This is a genomic window from Paenibacillus medicaginis (assembly GCF_042138635.1).
Lineage (GTDB): Bacteria > Bacillota > Bacilli > Paenibacillales > Paenibacillaceae > Paenibacillus > Paenibacillus medicaginis.
In genome coordinates this window covers 62,443-77,953 of the sequence record NZ_JBHIRY010000009.1, presented here as the reverse complement: position 1 = coordinate 77,953, position 15,511 = coordinate 62,443, and the positions used below count along the sequence as shown (strand labels likewise).

Sequence of the window (15,511 nt, the reverse complement as noted above, 5' to 3'; positions counted from 1 at the left end):
CATGGACAGATACCCGTGGAGGGATACAAGCAGTGATATAGCAGGAGGCCAACCGCCACAATGGGAGACGCCGCAGGGGGCGCAGGCCAAGGCGGATAAAGCGGAGGCTGCCGCTAATAAGTATACAGATGAAAAGAATACGGACTTTACGGCGCATATCCAAAATACCGTTATCCACGTGACACAGGCGAACAAGGATGATTGGAATAGTAAAGCTGCTGGAAATCATACGCACCCGAACGCTACGGAAACAACGCCAGGATTTATGTCCGCTGCTGATAAGACAAAATTGGACGGCGTTGCGGACAGAGCTAACAACTATGTGCATCCGGCTACACATCCACCGTCCATTATTGCCCAGGATTCCGGCAACCGTTTTGTAACAGATGCGGAAAAAGTAGCATGGAACGGCAAAGCAAACACGACAGAGGCCAGCACCACGGCTAAAGGTCTTATGTCCGTAGCCGATAAGGTGAAGCTTGACGGAATAGAGCCTAAAGCAGAGGTAAACCAAAATGCTTTTGCTGCGATTAAGGCAGCCGGGCAAAGTGACGTGGTTGCAGGTGTGGAGCAGGATGCAATTAACCTTGCTGGTGGAACGGGCATCACGATCACGACAGATCCTGCCGCTAAACGGGTTATGATCACCGCGACAGGCGAAGCTACACCAGGTCCGCATGCGTCATCCCATATCACAGGCGGTACAGACGTCATCCCTGACGCGGTGACAGACGGTGCCAGCGGGCTTATGAGCGGTGCAGATGCTCGGTTTGTCCGGGCGGATGGGGAAACGAAAACAGGTGCTCAAGAGAAGGCAGACGCAGCAGAAGCAGATGCCAAGCGATATACAGACGACCGAATAGCCGATGTAATCCCGTCTGCTGAAAAAGGAGCTGCCAACGGGGTAGCTGCGCTGGGTACGGATTCAAAGGTGCCTGCTGCTCAATTACCTATTAGCACGGCCACAAACGACACAAGCCAAACAAAGGTTGCTTCAGCATCCGCTGTAAAGGCGGCGTTTGACTTGGCGAATAGCGGAATGCTGCCGCGCGTCTATTCAGGATTGACCGATTTCAATAGCTTCACTACTGCGGGCATGTATACCATAGGTGAAGCATCGCAATTATCTAATAATTTCGGGGTCGCTGGATGGGGCCTGTTGTTCGTGGAAGCTACAAACCAACCGTATCTTGTTCAAAGATTTTTTTCTATCGGAAGTGGCAGCAGAATTTTTGTGCGTGGCAGATCAGAAGGAGCTACAAGCTGGACGGCATGGAAAGAGCTATTCACGACATCAGGCGGTGCAATGGTAGGAACCATCGCATCCACAAACGGAATTCCTTTAGTGTCGGTTATTCCAGGACAAACATCATGGATTCTCCACAATAGTAGTAACGGAGGATTTTATATCTCCCCATCTAATACTAACGGGGGTAACGATTGGAACTTTGATAAAGGAATAAGAATTTCACGCGATGGTGTTATTTTTTCCACTTCTAGCGGCAGTATACTGGCTGAGAATCTGGTAGAGATGTTTAGAGGAGTAGGAAGCCCAGAAGGAGTGGTCGCCGCTCCTGTGGGTGCGCTATATCGTAATAGAGTCGGAGGAGCCGGATCAACGCTCTACATTAAAGAGTCCGGCTCAGGCAACACAGGATGGAGGGCTGTGTGATGATAAAAGATGTTGTGGTATTAGATGGACAGGTTATCAATATTGGCCCGTGGGATGAGCAAATTCGCCCTGTCCTAGTTTCACCGCCCGAGCACGACGATGAGGGCAATGTCACGAAAGAAGCTGTCTACGAGGACCGAGTAACCAATCCTATGCCGGAGGGCGCTGTGATCGAGCAGAGGGAGATTGAGACGGCCCCGGACGGTGGACTGATTGTAAAGGGTACGGCCAAACCTTCAGAAACGGAGCTGCTTGGACAGCAGCTTGCCACCATGAAGCTACAGGCTATGCAGCAGACAGCCACGGTCAACGAACTGGGACAGGAGCTGGCGGCGGCCAAGCTCGAATTAATTAACCTTAAAGGAGCTGAGCAGGTATGAGATTTTGGCAACTGGCTTATCAATGGAAATGGGTAACAGCGGAGCAGCTTAAAGGAGCTGTTAAGACGGATACGAATCCCTTCGGGGAGATTACGGCAGCGGAGTATAAGGATATTACCGGAGTTGACTTTATGTGAACATCTCCGAAATTATAGCCGAAGCGGATCTGCTTGTTCCGAATGATGCCCCGCAGGCAGATAAGGTTGTGTGGCTGAATGCCATCAATCAGGACTTTTTCAACGTGGTCAAAATCCCGAAGATTGCCCGATTCGCTTGTGTCGTTGCTCAATCGGATTATGCGCTGCCGGCAGATGTGCGATCCAAGAATATCGACCTTGTTCTGATCGGCATGTCCTCGTACAAGAACCTGAACCGGGACGATATCACACCAGCTCAAAACGCCTACTCCTTTGCTGATGACACAAAGACACTATCCCTTTATCCAGCCCCGTACACCAATCTACAGGGCTTTTTGCGTTACCGTCGGATTGCTACGACAAACTTCACGGCTGGCAACCTTGGCGCCGTACCGGACGCACCGGACGAATATCACTGGACGTACATCCCCGCGCTGGCGGCTTTCATCGCCAATAGCCAGGACGACAGTGTGAAGGCGGGCAATTATGAAGCGCAGTATAAGGGTGCCTGGAATGTCGCCAGTCAAAATTACCAGGCAGGTGAGCGGAAATGAATCCGATCCAATACAACGGCCCGACATACCAAGCGCTGCCGGGTATTCAGGCACCAATCTCAATCCGAGAGTTCCGCGGCCTGAACAGCTTTGACCCGTTGTCCATTGATGACCGATTCTTCACGGACATGCAGAATATGTCTACAGCAGACTATCCGTCTCTGACGACCAGGCCGGGTTACACGGTCATTGGGCAAGCTGGCAGCCGGGTGCTGGGTATGGGCGTATGGGAAGGGCGAGAGCTGCATGTCGTATGGAATGACGGTACGTGGCGGCGCTGGAATGGATCAGATTGGCTTACACTGGCAAGCGGCTTGAACACATCTGCCGAATGGACATTTACCAACTTCCAAGGCAACTTGAGCCGCGTGAACCTGATCGGCTGCAACGGCGTGGACGCTATGCGAAAGTATGACGGCAGCAGCGTAACGAACCTTGGCGGCAGTTCCCCGGCAAGCGGCAAGTATATTACCACATACCAGAATCGCCTGTGGTGTGCCGTGGGTAAAGAGTTGTGGGCGTCGAAGCTGGACAACCCTACGGTGTGGGACAGCTTTCTGACGGAGGAAGGCAGCTACCGCAGACAGATGGAGTCATCGCGCGGGGAACAGATCAGCATGCTGACGGGAAGCCTGACCAAGTTGACAATCGGCATGCCTAATAGTCTGCATGAGCTGTACGGCGGCTTGCCCTCTGACTTCAATACGAAGCTGATCACAGAGGACATGGGGCCGATATCCAATAAGGCCTCGGTGACGCAGGAGGGTTTCTTGCGCTTTCTTCACCAGACGGGCATTTACGATTATGGCGGCGGTACGCTGCCAAGTAAGAGCTTTGCCGATATCATCGGGACATACCTGGATGGGGTGACCGACCAAAGCGCAGCGGGGACGGATGGAACCCGGCTGCTGTTTAACATTCCGGCTGATAAGCTGCTTGTATATGATCCACGGCCAGGCATACAGTCCTGGTGTCTGTGGCGAGGGATTCAGGCTGTCCGCTTCATCCAGATGCAGAATAAGTTGTACGTGGGCGATGCGCAGGGCCGCGTACTGCGCCTGGATGGGCAGACGGATAACGGCTCTCCAGTAAATTGGAGCGTGACGACCAAGCCGTTCAATAATGGCGTGATCGCCCAAAAGCAGCGGTGGTATAAGCTGTGGGTGGTCGTGGAGCTGTCTGGCTCAATGAATATACACGTATCCCCGTCGATTACGGGGGAGGACTGGACACTGGTCAGCTCCATCAGCGGCAACGGGGCTCCAAGAGTGCAGCGGGTGATTGTGCCAGTGTCGAAGTTCACGCGAGAACAATGGGTTCGGCTCCGATTGTCCGGATCTGGTTGGGCAAGGATACACGAGATTACAAGACAAGTGCGGCAGTTGCCGCTTTATTAGGAGGATGGTAGATATGCAAGGGAAGCCGATTGATGAGGAATATGTGAAAAAGATGGATGAGGCATTCAAGCAAAAGCCTGAAATGCCTCATCGTTTCTACCGAGTGTACCACATGAAGGATGGACGTGAAATCACCATGGAGTCCAGTCCCCACCTAACCTATGAAGATGCAGTTGCTAAACTGTGGTACTTTCATCCATCTAACTATCAAGGCGCGGATGACATGAAGGATGTTGCTTACGTCACTATCGAAAAACGATTCATGCCACGAGGGTACTTTGATTAGAATCTTGGCAAACTCAATAGATTATTTGCAGTGGTGTCGTCGGCTTTAGTTTTAACATAAGGTTTTCCCGCTTCAGTAAAAGCGACCATCACATAAGCCTTCTTCCCGTCAGCGTAAGTGTAGAATGTGTTCGGGTTGAATAGTAAAAAAGCAACCATAGCCTCTTTTTCCATCTCACTTCCGCTTTCAAGTCTGAAGCGGACAATATGACGTTCGTGTGTGCCTGGATGCTCTACACGGACAGCGATAATTTTACTTTCCATGACAAAATCCCTCCTTTCTGCCTAGTACATATTCGACAGGAGGGAATAAATTCCTACAGACGGAGGTTCTATAGATGACACAATGGAGCGATAGCCCCAGATTAAGCGGTCCCCCTGACACGCAGGATGTGGGCCAAATGCTGTTATATGTGAAAGACTTGGCGAACACGGTAGCCAAGATGGCTAAGGATCTGGAATTCATTATCAACGGTAACCTGGATGCGAACAACATCCGGGCAAACAGCATCGAGACCAAGAACCTGCAGGCTGGCTCTATTACAGCAGATAAGATTCAGGCGGGCGCCATTTCGTCTGATAAGATCCAAGCCGGGGCAATAACGGCCGAGAAGATCCAGGCGAATGCCGTGACTGCATCCAAGATAGATGTAGATGAGCTGTCCGCCATATCGGCAAATTTGGGGTGGATCACGGCGGGAATAATTGAATCGATAGAGATTTACGGCAGCCTTATTGCTACACGCCGTACAGGATTTCCACGGATTCAGTTGGATGATAACGGACTGGCTGCATACAGCGAACGTGGCGGTGAAGCTGTATCCCTGGGTCAAGGGGGGAATGGTGGACACTTGGTATTCTCTGATGATGGCAGTCCGGTTGGGGATATATTCGGAGACGGCAACGGCTTGCAGATCGGGAATATGGGCGGTGTGTATATCGGTTCAAGGGATGACTATACGTATCTGACCAAGGCAGTTAGTTTTGAGCAAGCTACTGAAATCCAAGGTTTGGAGATAAAACATATTAAGAACTTAAAAGATAAATTGGATGATATTGTGTACGATATTTCGAGAATAAGAGGCGAACTCCTTGAAGACATGATAATCAATGCCACCTTTGATGATAAGACGAGGAATCTTAAACTCTACAGCCAAGGCAGAACAGTTGCTACAGTTAATATTCCTAAGTAGACCATCTTAATAGGGGATTTACGACAATATCTGCTAATGGTAATATTAGGACAAACGAGCCATTGGAGGTTGTCATGAATAAGAAGATGTATTTGGGCGTAGGTGTTTTACTTGGAGCTTTGCTGGCCACGGCCGGCGGTGCTGCTGCGGAACAAATTAATACACTGATCGGTAAGACGGTCGCTGGAGAGTACAACGTGCGTGTGAACGGATCGGCGTTGTCAGAAAGCGCGATTGTAGTTGACGGTAAAGCACATGTGCCTCTCCGGGCTGTCTCCGATTCATTGGGGGCTGATCTTGTGGTGAATGGAAAGACAATCGAAATCAATACAGGTGTGGAATCATCGTCAACTGTAAGTGTTCCGGAACAGTCGGATGCTTTGAGTGATAATCCTTATGCGACTTGGTCAAAGGAATCGATTGTGGATTTGAAAGCTATAGTCGAGCAGTCGATACAGACCATTGAAAGTGATACTGCGATGTATGAAAAAGCCCTCCAACGAGTGGATAAAAACCTTAGTTCAGCAGGTGACGACCAAAGCATTATTGATCGGGTACTGGAGAGTGCACAGGAGGACAGGGCTAATTTAGAACGAATCAAAATCAAAAAAGTCGAACTTGAAAAAGACCTGGAGTTACTCAACGCAGCACTGGCAACTAAATGAAGATTGCTATTGTTCTTGAGGTATAAAAACGGGTATGGTAAAGTAAGAATAGAAATAAGGACCGACGGCCATCGGTCCCCAGTACAGATTTTGTGGTGGGTACACCCTCCAGAATCGACGAAGAGTAACCTGCTAGGCCTTCAACCTGTGGCGGGTTACTTCTTTTTTAAATCAATGTAAGTCAATAACGCGATTACAAAAGCCGCGAATGTGATTACATCGGAAAAAGAGAAGTTCATAGGCTACCACCTCCCTCTGGAGGTTAGCCTAATACCCACCACAAATTGTTCTGTACAAGCCAAATTATAACATTGAAGGGCTCTCATTGCGAGAGTCCTTTTTTCATTGGAGGTGAGCAGATGGCAACAACGAAATATGATTACGGCATCCGTGGTGCGTTGAACAACAAAGGCGTGGATAATAGCCGAATCGGCTATAGCAACGGCTATGTAACGGTGGACGGGAAGAACTTCCTTAAAGCTGGTTCGGTCAATAATGGTTCGGCTATGACGACACAGGCCAGCTTCAATAGTGCGTTCAAGAACCTCAAACCGACGAATGCCCCGATTACTGTACCGAAGCAGCCAAGCGCTGCCAGCACAAGTCCGATGGTGCAAGCTGCTGCGAGTGTGCAGAAATCGCCGCAGGCTACGTATACGCCGCCTACAAAACCGACAGAGCAGACCTTGCAGCGCATGAGTGACCTGATTGGGCAGCCAGCATTCCAATATAAGGCGCCGGAAGCCTGGAGCTATGACCCGCAGTCTGATCCGTCGTATACGTCCAGCTTGGCCGAAGCCAAACGGAACATCGAACGAGAGCAGGCTGATACGAATGCACGCCTTCGGGCAAATGGGCAGGGCAAGTCGTCCTATTCCGAACTGGTAGCGAACCAAGTTGCTGATGATACGATGGAAAGCCTGGCGAATACGTTGGTTCCGCAGCTCATGCAACAGTCTTATGCGAGATATCAGGACTCAGCCAATCGGGACTTGCAGCTTCAGCAACTCAACTATGGTGTACAACGTGACCAAATGAGCGATCTTTCTAATCTGTATGGCTTGCAGAATCAGGAGTATTTCCAGAATCCGATAGCGGAGGCGCAGCTTACCGGGAACTATCTGCCGGCAGAAGGGAAGCAGATTGTAAACGAACTTCTCTCGTTGAAGCAGCAGGCTGAGACGAAGGGGATTTCCGCTGACCAACGAACAGCATTGTCCCAACAGGCGGATACACTTAGGGCGCAGTTGTCGGCGCTGGGCATTGACCCAAGCCGTTACGGTTCGAATGTCAGCTACAGCGCAGCCAGCCAGACCGCTCCAGGCATCCGAACGCTACAGGGGCAGCAACTCGACCTCCAGAATAAGCAGGCTAATATGGACGCAGCGACGACAGTGAGTGATGCAACAGGCCGACTTGTAACACCACAAAGTGACTGGAACGGTCTTTATAGACAAGCAGCTAACGCGCCGCTTACTTGGAATGCTACTCAGGATGTTATAAAAAATCAGCAGTTTGATAGACAGCAAACATTTAATGAGGGCCAGCAGCAGTGGGAGAATGCTTATAATCAAGCTCAATTTGCTGAGGATGTACGTCAATTTGGCCTTAGTTATGCTATTGAGCAAGACAATTTAGCTCGCCAATGGGCTTCACTTGATTATGAGATGGCTACAGGGGGAGGCAACGGATATAGCGGCATGACCGCGAGCCAGGCGCTTTCTTCTGCCCGTCAGATGTTCCGCAATAAAGACGGCAAGATTCCGACCAATGCGGCAACGAAGCAAAAAATTTATGAGTATGTTGGAAGTTTAGGCTTACCAACGGGGCAGGATGATCAAGTCATGCTTAGTCTTGGATTGAATCCTGATGAAATAGCTAAATTCGACAAGGAATATGAGGTGCCGATGGGAAACTGAGTAGCGCTACTGGTAGTTATAATAATTATTACAAAGCAGAGAGGGATGCCAAGGCGAGCCCTCAAAATTATCAAACGGCCAGTAGCGCTATATCCAAAGCATTGCAAGCAGGCGGTTATGATCAAAGTTGGTTAAAACCTACGCTGGAATTGGTGGCGAGGGAATCCAGCTTCAATGTTAATGCAAAGAATCCGAAATCTTCCGCCCGAGGGCTGTTTCAGTTTCTGGATGGTACCCGAAAAAATTACGGTGGAAGCAAAGTGAATTGGAATGATCCTTATCAACAAGCCGTGGCCGGTCTGAAATACATTAAGGATCAGTATGGGACGCCTGAAAAGGCTCTGCAATTCTGGGATAAAAATAACTGGTATTAGTGAGGTGATGACATGGCAAGCCGTGCAGATGCGATAAGAAGAAAAAAGCAAGGTGATGAAGCCAGAGCCCGCGTGCTGAGCGGCATGTACAATCAGCCTCAACAGGCGGCAATCAGTCCACGGGCAGCAGCGATCCGGCAGACCATCCTTAACGGTGGCGGCCTCAACCTGGATAAAGAAATACCAGGCTCCAGCAATATGGTTCAGGGACCACCAAAGCCAAACGCGGTCGATCCGCTGAAGAATTTGCCGCCTGAGCTACGCATGACCGGTCCTGACTTCATTGCCCAATCCACCCTGGGCCGTGCTGCAACCGGTAATCCGCAGGCCGTCAAAACTGTCCGGGATGCAACGGGCGTCACCGTGGCGCCGGTACAGGGTCCACCAGCACCTAAAAATATACCTACGAATGCTTATGAAGAATGGTACAACGACAATATAGCCGATTCACCAATCGATAAAATTGCCAAGTCGCTTTGGGGTGCTGATCGGGCTGTCCAACAAGTCAAAGCAGGTTCTTTGGACACTGCTACACTTGGACTTACAAGAGGCATTGGAAGGGCTGCAAATGCACTTACACCAGGAGGGCAAGAGAATCTAACGCCTAAACTGAATGAACAGGTTGAAAGTCTACCTTATCGAATTGGTGAGTTTGCTGGTTATATTCCGCCTGGTATGGCAATAGAGCGCGGTGTATCTAAGGTGATTGGTCCGGCGCTTCAAAAGGCAAATAAATATGGACGCGCAGCCATTACGGGTGCAGCGGTTGGTGCAATTGATGCGGGGGCTCAAGAGCTTGGGGATGTGGCATTCAGAGGAGAAGAGTTCAATCCAAGTAATATTGCCCTAGGAGGAGCGATAGGCGGCGTTGCTGCTCCTGCGTTAACGGGGATTGGAGCAGGATTGCAGAAAGCATTAAGTAAGTTTAATCAGAGTAAATCAGTTCCAGCGCTTCCTGTAGGCAGAAGAGAGAACCGGATGGACGCCGCAGCTGCTCGATCTGTACAGCAATCTGGTACTGACGCCATTGCCACACCGTACACGTTCGACTTGCCCGAGGGGACGCCGGCAACACGGCGGGCTGTCGAAAATGCTGCTGAAGGCCGTAACGAGATTCAGCAGATTAATTCCCGCTTGAGAGAGTTGGAGACGCAATACGAGCAGCGCGTGATTGACGAGTACAAGTATCTCAAGCAGTCCAGAGACAACCGGGGCGGCGTGAAGCAGGGGCAATTGCAGCGGGACGTTAACGGGGATGTCGTAGGACGTACCGGGCGAACGTCTGAAAATCCGCTATGGTATCAGGAGTTTTATCAAACCAATGGCAGGGCTCCAACCAACAAGGATTTATATCAACTGGCCCGGCAGCGGGTAGATGACGGATTTGCCGATGAGAGTGGGCAGGTGCCGTCCTGGCGGCAGGAGTCAGGCTATGATGACCAGATCGCGGCTTATACTGTGGCAAGAGATGCCATGCGCTCTGGAGTACGTGAGCTGGATCCGGCTCTGAACGTGACGGAGCAGCCGCTGGTTACTCAGCGTTTGCGGCAGGAAGGCGGCAGCGGGCCAAGAGTAAATGACAGCTCTTTGAACCGGCAGCACATAGAAATGCCGCCAGAGCCTGAGATTCCGGCGTACCTGAGAGCGCGGGAACAACGCCAGAATGCTGCCAGATCTACGGAACCGGTTAATGATGAAGTGGAAGAGATCGTCCAAGCTGTTCAGAACCCGCGTATTCGTGACCGGGTTTATACCTTCCTGGATGAAGCTGAGCAAAATGCAAGGAAACGCATTGCAGCCAGAAAGAACCGTCTTTCCTCCACACCTGTCGATGAATGGGCAGACTACGCCATTATTGGTGCTGCAAAGATGGGTAAAGGAACAATCAAATTTGCAGACTGGACAGAGGAGATGGTCAAAGAGTTCGGGGAGAGTTTTAGACCGAAAGCCGAACGAGCCTACAGAGACGCAAAGGAAGAGCTTCGCCGTCAGGAAAGAAGAGCTTCGAAAGAGGGCCAGGCCGCTGAAAAATTTAACGATAGTGGAATAGGGGACGCGACAACCTTTGAGCAGAAGATAAGCCGACAGCCGTCAAAGAGAAGGGAGTCGTTTCGGAAGAAATGGGAACATGTGAGGACGCAATTTGTTGATGACCTCGCACCACTTGAGGCGCTGGAGAAGCGCGTCAGAGGAATCGTGAGCAGTGCAGAGAAGAGCTTGTATAAAATGGCTCGTATGTACAAGGGGACACCGGAGAAAGCCAACCAGATCGTCAAGAATCGTCTTGCTCCTATCGTGGATGCGGTGGAGAAAGCAGGCTACACAGCCGACGATTTAGGTAAATATGCCTTGGCCGTTCATGCCCGCGATGTGAATAAAGCGGGCTATAAATCAGGCTTTACCAACGCTGAAATTGAAGATGTGATAGGTAAATATGGAACTCCAGAAATGGAGAAAGCCCGAGAAGCTCTGGTACAGGTTAATAAGGATATGATGAAAGAATTGGTTAATTCCGGAGTGGTCAGCAAAGAATTAGCGGACGTTCTGGATAACCGATGGAAAAACTATATCCCCTTGTTCCGATCTTTTGATGACGATGTAGAGGGGTTCGGCGGCAGCATGTCCAAGTCGCTGGCTAATGTGGCGAGTCCAGTCAAAGCGTTGAAGGGTTCCGAGCGGGCGGTCATTGATCCGCTGGAAAACATGGTCAGGAATATTTTTCAGTCCGTAAGCGCAGCCGAACGTAACAAGGTGGCTTCCCAGCTGGCTAATTTAGCGAAATCAGATCCAGAAGGGAAGTTTATTCGGAAGCTTGATCCTAATGAGCAGGTAGGACGTAAAAACGTGGTCAACGTCAAGGTGAACGGCGAGAATGTGAAATATGAGGTCGAACCGGAAGTTTACCGGGCGATGCTGAATCTGGATCAGGAATCATCCAATATGCTGATGAATATTCTCTCCAAGCCTGCTTCCTTGCTTCGGGCCGGTGCGACGTTGACGCCTGAATTTAGTTTGCGGAACCCTATGCGTGATGTGCTGCAGGCATTTGTAACCAGTGAAAGCGGGTTTAATCCTATAACTGATTTCACGGTCGGCCTGATACAGTCTATTAAGAAAGACAAGCTGTATCAAGAATGGATAGATAACCTGGGCGCTTACGGCAACGTCCTGTCGATGGACCGGAATGTACATCGCAAGGCGCTGGAAAAAGTCCTCAAAGAGAAGCCAAGCAAAAAGTTCGTTAACATTTTAAATGGTAAATCCTTGATTAACCTGTTGAGAGCGATCACAGATACAACAGAATCGGCAACCAAAGTCGGAGAGTACCGTGCTGCATTACGAAGTGGAGCGAGTCCGCAAGAGGCTGCTTACCGTTCACGGGATATCATGGACTTTGCGCGTGCTGGTGTGGGTGTTCGGCAAGCAAACCGAATTGTAGCTTTCCTTAATGCTAATATTCAAGGTAAATCTAAGTTGATTCGATCAATAAAAAAAAATCCAGGCGGCACAATAGCAAGAATGTTTGTATCTGCAACTCTCCCAACCGTAGGTATTTACCTGCTGAATAGACAGGTCGCAAATGAAACGCAGAAGCAGACTATTGATGAGTCGCCGGACTGGCTTAAGGATACATTTTGGTTGATTGCTGTCCCAGGAACGGACACGGTAGCGCGGATTCCAAAGCCGTTCGATATCGCGCCGCTCTTTGCGAATCTGCCTGAAAGGGCACTGCAATTCGTGGAGACAAAGGACCCGGAGGCGTTTGAGGGATTTGTCCGCCGTACCTTGAGCGATGCGGCTTTACCGGCGCAAATCACAGGATTATGGCCGTTTATCGAAGGGATGTCTAATTATTCATTCTTCCGTGAGGGGCCGATCATCCCGCAGCGGGAACAAGGATGGGAGTACCGGGACCAGTATGACCCTGTGAGGACGACGGAATCAGCCAAGTTCCTGGCCGGTGCTATGAGCAAGATCACTGGCGATAAAGGCATGCTCAAGAATTTTTCTTCGCCACGGATTATGGATAACACCATTCAAGGCTTAACGGCCGGTCTTGGCTCTTATGGTACGAGCGCATTGGATTCAATCTTAAAAGGTGTCGGGGCAGTAGACAGGCCGGCAGCTCCTGCAAAAAGAATTGAGCAGTTACCGTTTGCCAAGGCGTTCCTGGTGGATCCGCTCCAAAGTACGAAGTCAATCGAGAAGCTTTATGATTTACGCCAAAAACTATCTAGTGAAAAAGCGTCCGATAAAATAAACAACAGCGCATTTACAAGGGAATCTGATTTGAAAACGCTGAATAGTGCTGCAGATGCAATGGGCGATATCAATAAGCAGATAAGAGCAATTGAGGCCGACAAAAATCTTAGTGCCCAGGTGAAACGTCTGCAAATCGAACCGTTACTGTCTGAGCGAAATCGCATTGCTTCAACAACGATGGACGGTATGAAAAAATAAAGTGCCTGTGGGTTACCCGGAGGCGCTTTATTTGTGTTGTCAAATTGAGAATGGGGGAGAAGAACATGGATAATGTGAACGTAGTAGGTAAATGGGTTATGGTTGCTGGAAGTTGGGCGGCATCTTATTTATTCGGGGGCTGGTCGGCCCTGCTCGGGGTATTGCTGGCGTTTGTAATCTTTGATTACGTGACCGGCATTATTGCCGCTGGGGTTGGGGGGCAACTGAAGAGTAAAATCGGCCTTATCGGGATTGCCCGTAAGGTCTTTATTTTTGCTATGGTTGGAGTGGGGCACCTGGTGGACGGAGTGCTTGGGGATGCTCATATGTTTCGTGATACGATCGCATTTTTCTATATTGCCAATGAGCTCCTATCAATCGTTGAAAACGGCGGCAAGTTAGGGGCGCCGATCCCGCCTGTAATCCGCCAGGCGGTCGAGGTGTTACAAGGTAAAGGTGGAGTAGAGAAAGGAGCTGATAAGTAATGACACTAACACTCGAATATGTAATGTCCAAGTCGGCAAAAAGACTGGAAGGATTGTTACCTGTCGTTCGCACAGCCACAGAGCGGCTTATACAGCGCTCTTTTGCGGCAGGGATACCCATCGTCATTACTCAGGGCCTGCGTACCATAACGGAGCAAAATGAGCTTTATGCACAGGGTCGTACCAAACCGGGGCAGGTTGTCACAAACGCCAAGGGAGGGTACTCATTCCATAATTTCGGTGTGGCCGTGGACTTTGCGTTGCTGCTGCCGGATGGCCGCTCAGTGAGTTGGGACACGTCCAGGGACGGGAATGCCGATCGTAAAGCGGACTGGATGCAGGTCGTTGAGATTGGCAAGGCCCTGGGTTTTGAATGGGGAGGAGACTGGAAGAGCTTCAAAGACATGCCGCATTTTGAGATGACATTCGGATTGTCCACAGCTCAATACCGGGCAGGCAAACGACCAAGCCAAGCGCAAATTCAGACGGCTATGAAGCGAATAGGGGAGGATGATGAACAGATGGACAAGGCAAAGACAATCGTAAATGATAAGCGGATTGCCGATAGCCTGTTGGTCGATGGAACGGTATATGTGCCGCTCCGGTCTGTCGGGGATGCCCTGGGTGCGGCAGTGAGCTGGGACAATAAGACCAAGACGGCCACATTGACTATTAAGTCCAACTAGATTATATTGAAGGTAATCCGAAAGCATCGGTAAAAGCCCCGCAGCCATTTAAGGTTCGCGGGGATTTTTGTTCTCTTTTCTTAAAACAGTCGAATTTCGTACTTTCCGAAGACTTTGCTAGGTATTTTGTAGTGTACATTAAGACTAATGGCACATGTGTTCGGAAGGATAATTTCCTATATCGTCGAATTATACATAATTACATCATAATCAGTCATGGTAATAACTACAGAGAGAAGAGTGTTAAATGACTATTGCGATATCTATCAAAGTTAATGACGGTATAGTTTTGGCAGCAGACAGTGCATCATCAATGATAATAAAAAATAATGATGGTTCATCAGGAGTTATTAATGTTTATGAAAATGGTAACAAGGTGGCGAACTTACACAAGGACATACCAGTTGGTATTATAACATGGGGTGCAGGGAGTATCGGCGTAGCATCAACATCAACACTGATTAAGGATTTCAGAAAACTAATTACAGAGGATCCGGAACATAAGATTGATCCCGAGTCATACACTGTTGAAGAGATTGCCCATAAGTTCTTTGATTTTATATACAACGACCATTATCAGCAGGAATTTGAAGCGTGGGAATCAATACAAAGACCGTCTCTTGGTTTTATAATTGCCGGTTATTCGACTGGGGCTACGCTTGCCGAGCAATGGCAAATCGATATCCTTGAAGGCGGATTTTCACATGGTCCATTTATTTCGAGGGATAAAGAAGAAGTGGGGGCTACATGGAGTGGTGCTCCAGAGGCTATATCAAGACTTGTTTTAGGGTACTCCGAAAATTTCCCCAATGTATTGTTAATGTCTGGGGTAGAACCAGAACAAGTGGGTAAAATAATGAGAGTAGCGAGCGAGGTTGTGCAGGCACCTATCTTCATTCCTGCGATGCCGATTAAAGATGCAATCGACATTGCTCACTTTTTGGTGGATACAACAATAAAATATGTTAAGTACAATCCTGGTCCAAATACTGTCGGCGGGCCAATTGAAATTGCCGCGATAACTAAGCACGAAGGGTTTAAGTGGATTACACGCAAACATTATTTTAATAATGATATTAATTAAGGAGGGGAGAAAGATGGATGCTAACAAAAGAAAAGAAATCGATACATTAAAGGGTACAAAATACCTTGTCACAAACGTGCAATCTGGATCAGGTAGTTCGACTTATAGCAGGAAAAATGTTTTGTCTTATATGAAAAATTTCATAAAATAACATGAAGGCTCTACCGGCATATAAGCTGGCAGAGCCTCTTTTGTGTGTTACAAAGTGTCCTGATAAGC

General features: G+C 49.2%; 16 protein-coding genes. 15 read left to right on the top strand and 1 reads right to left on the bottom strand.

Translation table 11 applies throughout. From position 1 onward, the window contains the following. Position 1: 1 nt before the first annotated feature. The 6 genes from ACE5LO_RS11575 to ACE5LO_RS11550 are packed head-to-tail and all read left to right on the top strand — an operon-like array spanning position 2 to position 4,426. Complete coding sequence (locus ACE5LO_RS11575) at positions 2-1,672, top strand: pyocin knob domain-containing protein (RefSeq protein ID WP_375520179.1); 1,671 nt, start codon at positions 2-4, stop codon at positions 1,670-1,672. After that, a complete protein-coding gene (locus ACE5LO_RS11570) occupies positions 1,672-2,052 on the top strand; it encodes an XkdW family protein (protein WP_375520178.1) in 381 nt (126 codons plus the stop codon). Before ACE5LO_RS11575 ends, ACE5LO_RS11570 begins: the two co-directional genes overlap by 1 nt. Continuing rightward, positions 2,049-2,189, top strand: coding sequence for an XkdX family protein (locus ACE5LO_RS11565; protein ID WP_375520177.1), 141 nt, complete (start codon positions 2,049-2,051; stop codon positions 2,187-2,189). Before ACE5LO_RS11570 ends, ACE5LO_RS11565 begins: the two co-directional genes overlap by 4 nt. Continuing rightward, positions 2,186-2,743 (top strand): phage adaptor protein, encoded by a 558-nt coding sequence (locus ACE5LO_RS11560; RefSeq protein ID WP_375520176.1) that lies wholly within the window; start codon positions 2,186-2,188, stop codon positions 2,741-2,743. Before ACE5LO_RS11565 ends, ACE5LO_RS11560 begins: the two co-directional genes overlap by 4 nt. Beyond that, positions 2,740-4,140, top strand: coding sequence for a hypothetical protein (locus ACE5LO_RS11555; protein ID WP_375520175.1), 1,401 nt, complete (start codon positions 2,740-2,742; stop codon positions 4,138-4,140). Before ACE5LO_RS11560 ends, ACE5LO_RS11555 begins: the two co-directional genes overlap by 4 nt. Before the next feature lie 13 nt (positions 4,141-4,153). After that, a complete protein-coding gene (locus ACE5LO_RS11550) occupies positions 4,154-4,426 on the top strand; it encodes a hypothetical protein (protein WP_375520174.1) in 273 nt (90 codons plus the stop codon). Here ACE5LO_RS11550 and ACE5LO_RS11545 read toward each other — a convergent pair. After that, on the bottom strand, positions 4,423-4,689 hold the full coding sequence (locus ACE5LO_RS11545; protein ID WP_375520173.1) for a DUF3892 domain-containing protein: 267 nt from the start codon (positions 4,687-4,689) through the stop codon (positions 4,423-4,425). The two genes, ACE5LO_RS11550 and ACE5LO_RS11545, sit on opposite strands and share 4 nt — an antisense overlap. A 74-nt stretch (positions 4,690-4,763) precedes the next feature. On the opposite strand from ACE5LO_RS11545, the gene ACE5LO_RS11540 reads away from it, so the two are divergent. The 9 genes from ACE5LO_RS11540 to ACE5LO_RS11500 all read left to right on the top strand — a co-directional run bounded on the left by ACE5LO_RS11540 (position 4,764) and on the right by ACE5LO_RS11500 (position 15,443). Beyond that, positions 4,764-5,618 carry a hypothetical protein gene (locus tag ACE5LO_RS11540; RefSeq protein WP_375520172.1) on the top strand — a complete coding sequence of 285 codons (855 nt, stop codon included), beginning with the start codon at positions 4,764-4,766 and terminating at the stop codon, positions 5,616-5,618. Positions 5,619-5,692: 74 nt separating this feature from the next. Beyond that, positions 5,693-6,283: a 2,' 3'-cyclic nucleotide 2'-phosphodiesterase gene (locus tag ACE5LO_RS11535; protein ID WP_375520171.1), complete on the top strand. Its 591-nt coding sequence runs from the start codon at positions 5,693-5,695 to the stop codon at positions 6,281-6,283. 359 nt (positions 6,284-6,642) lie between these two features. Beyond that, entirely contained in the window at positions 6,643-8,202 is a 1,560-nt protein-coding gene (locus ACE5LO_RS11530) for a hypothetical protein (RefSeq protein ID WP_375520170.1), read from the top strand. Between the two features lie 152 nt (positions 8,203-8,354). Then, positions 8,355-8,576 carry a lytic transglycosylase domain-containing protein gene (locus ACE5LO_RS11525; RefSeq protein ID WP_375520318.1) on the top strand — a complete coding sequence of 74 codons (222 nt, stop codon included), beginning with the start codon at positions 8,355-8,357 and terminating at the stop codon, positions 8,574-8,576. 12 nt (positions 8,577-8,588) lie between these two features. Next, the gene (locus tag ACE5LO_RS11520; RefSeq protein WP_375520169.1) at positions 8,589-13,037 is read left to right on the top strand and encodes an LPD38 domain-containing protein; all 4,449 of its coding nucleotides are present in this window, start codon (positions 8,589-8,591) and stop codon (positions 13,035-13,037) included. 65 nt (positions 13,038-13,102) lie between these two features. Next, the gene (locus tag ACE5LO_RS11515; RefSeq protein ID WP_375520168.1) at positions 13,103-13,522 is read left to right on the top strand and encodes a phage holin family protein; all 420 of its coding nucleotides are present in this window, start codon (positions 13,103-13,105) and stop codon (positions 13,520-13,522) included. Continuing rightward, a complete protein-coding gene (locus tag ACE5LO_RS11510) occupies positions 13,522-14,208 on the top strand; it encodes a M15 family metallopeptidase (RefSeq protein ID WP_375520167.1) in 687 nt (228 codons plus the stop codon). The genes ACE5LO_RS11515 and ACE5LO_RS11510 overlap by 1 nt, the downstream gene beginning before the upstream one ends. A gap of 247 nt (positions 14,209-14,455) precedes the next feature. Beyond that, the gene (locus tag ACE5LO_RS11505; RefSeq protein WP_375520166.1) at positions 14,456-15,292 is read left to right on the top strand and encodes an Ntn hydrolase family protein; all 837 of its coding nucleotides are present in this window, start codon (positions 14,456-14,458) and stop codon (positions 15,290-15,292) included. A gap of 13 nt (positions 15,293-15,305) precedes the next feature. Beyond that, positions 15,306-15,443, top strand: coding sequence for a hypothetical protein (locus tag ACE5LO_RS11500; protein ID WP_375520165.1), 138 nt, complete (start codon positions 15,306-15,308; stop codon positions 15,441-15,443). Positions 15,444-15,511 lie beyond the last annotated feature (68 nt).

Coding starts and splice junctions, on each gene's coding strand:
- ACE5LO_RS11505 (WP_375520166.1), top strand. CDS start 14,456: ATGACTATTGCGATATCTATCAAAGTTAATGACGGTATAGTTTTGGCA.
- ACE5LO_RS11515 (WP_375520168.1), top strand. CDS start 13,103: ATGGATAATGTGAACGTAGTAGGTAAATGGGTTATGGTTGCTGGAAGT.
- ACE5LO_RS11550 (WP_375520174.1), top strand. CDS start 4,154: ATGCAAGGGAAGCCGATTGATGAGGAATATGTGAAAAAGATGGATGAG.
- ACE5LO_RS11510 (WP_375520167.1), top strand. CDS start 13,522: ATGACACTAACACTCGAATATGTAATGTCCAAGTCGGCAAAAAGACTG.
- ACE5LO_RS11520 (WP_375520169.1), top strand. CDS start 8,589: ATGGCAAGCCGTGCAGATGCGATAAGAAGAAAAAAGCAAGGTGATGAA.
- ACE5LO_RS11545 (WP_375520173.1), bottom strand. CDS start 4,689: ATGGAAAGTAAAATTATCGCTGTCCGTGTAGAGCATCCAGGCACACAC.
- ACE5LO_RS11530 (WP_375520170.1), top strand. CDS start 6,643: ATGGCAACAACGAAATATGATTACGGCATCCGTGGTGCGTTGAACAAC.
- ACE5LO_RS11575 (WP_375520179.1), top strand. CDS start 2: ATGGACAGATACCCGTGGAGGGATACAAGCAGTGATATAGCAGGAGGC.
- ACE5LO_RS11540 (WP_375520172.1), top strand. CDS start 4,764: ATGACACAATGGAGCGATAGCCCCAGATTAAGCGGTCCCCCTGACACG.
- ACE5LO_RS11500 (WP_375520165.1), top strand. CDS start 15,306: ATGGATGCTAACAAAAGAAAAGAAATCGATACATTAAAGGGTACAAAA.
- ACE5LO_RS11555 (WP_375520175.1), top strand. CDS start 2,740: ATGAATCCGATCCAATACAACGGCCCGACATACCAAGCGCTGCCGGGT.
- ACE5LO_RS11535 (WP_375520171.1), top strand. CDS start 5,693: ATGAATAAGAAGATGTATTTGGGCGTAGGTGTTTTACTTGGAGCTTTG.
- ACE5LO_RS11565 (WP_375520177.1), top strand. CDS start 2,049: ATGAGATTTTGGCAACTGGCTTATCAATGGAAATGGGTAACAGCGGAG.
- ACE5LO_RS11570 (WP_375520178.1), top strand. CDS start 1,672: ATGATAAAAGATGTTGTGGTATTAGATGGACAGGTTATCAATATTGGC.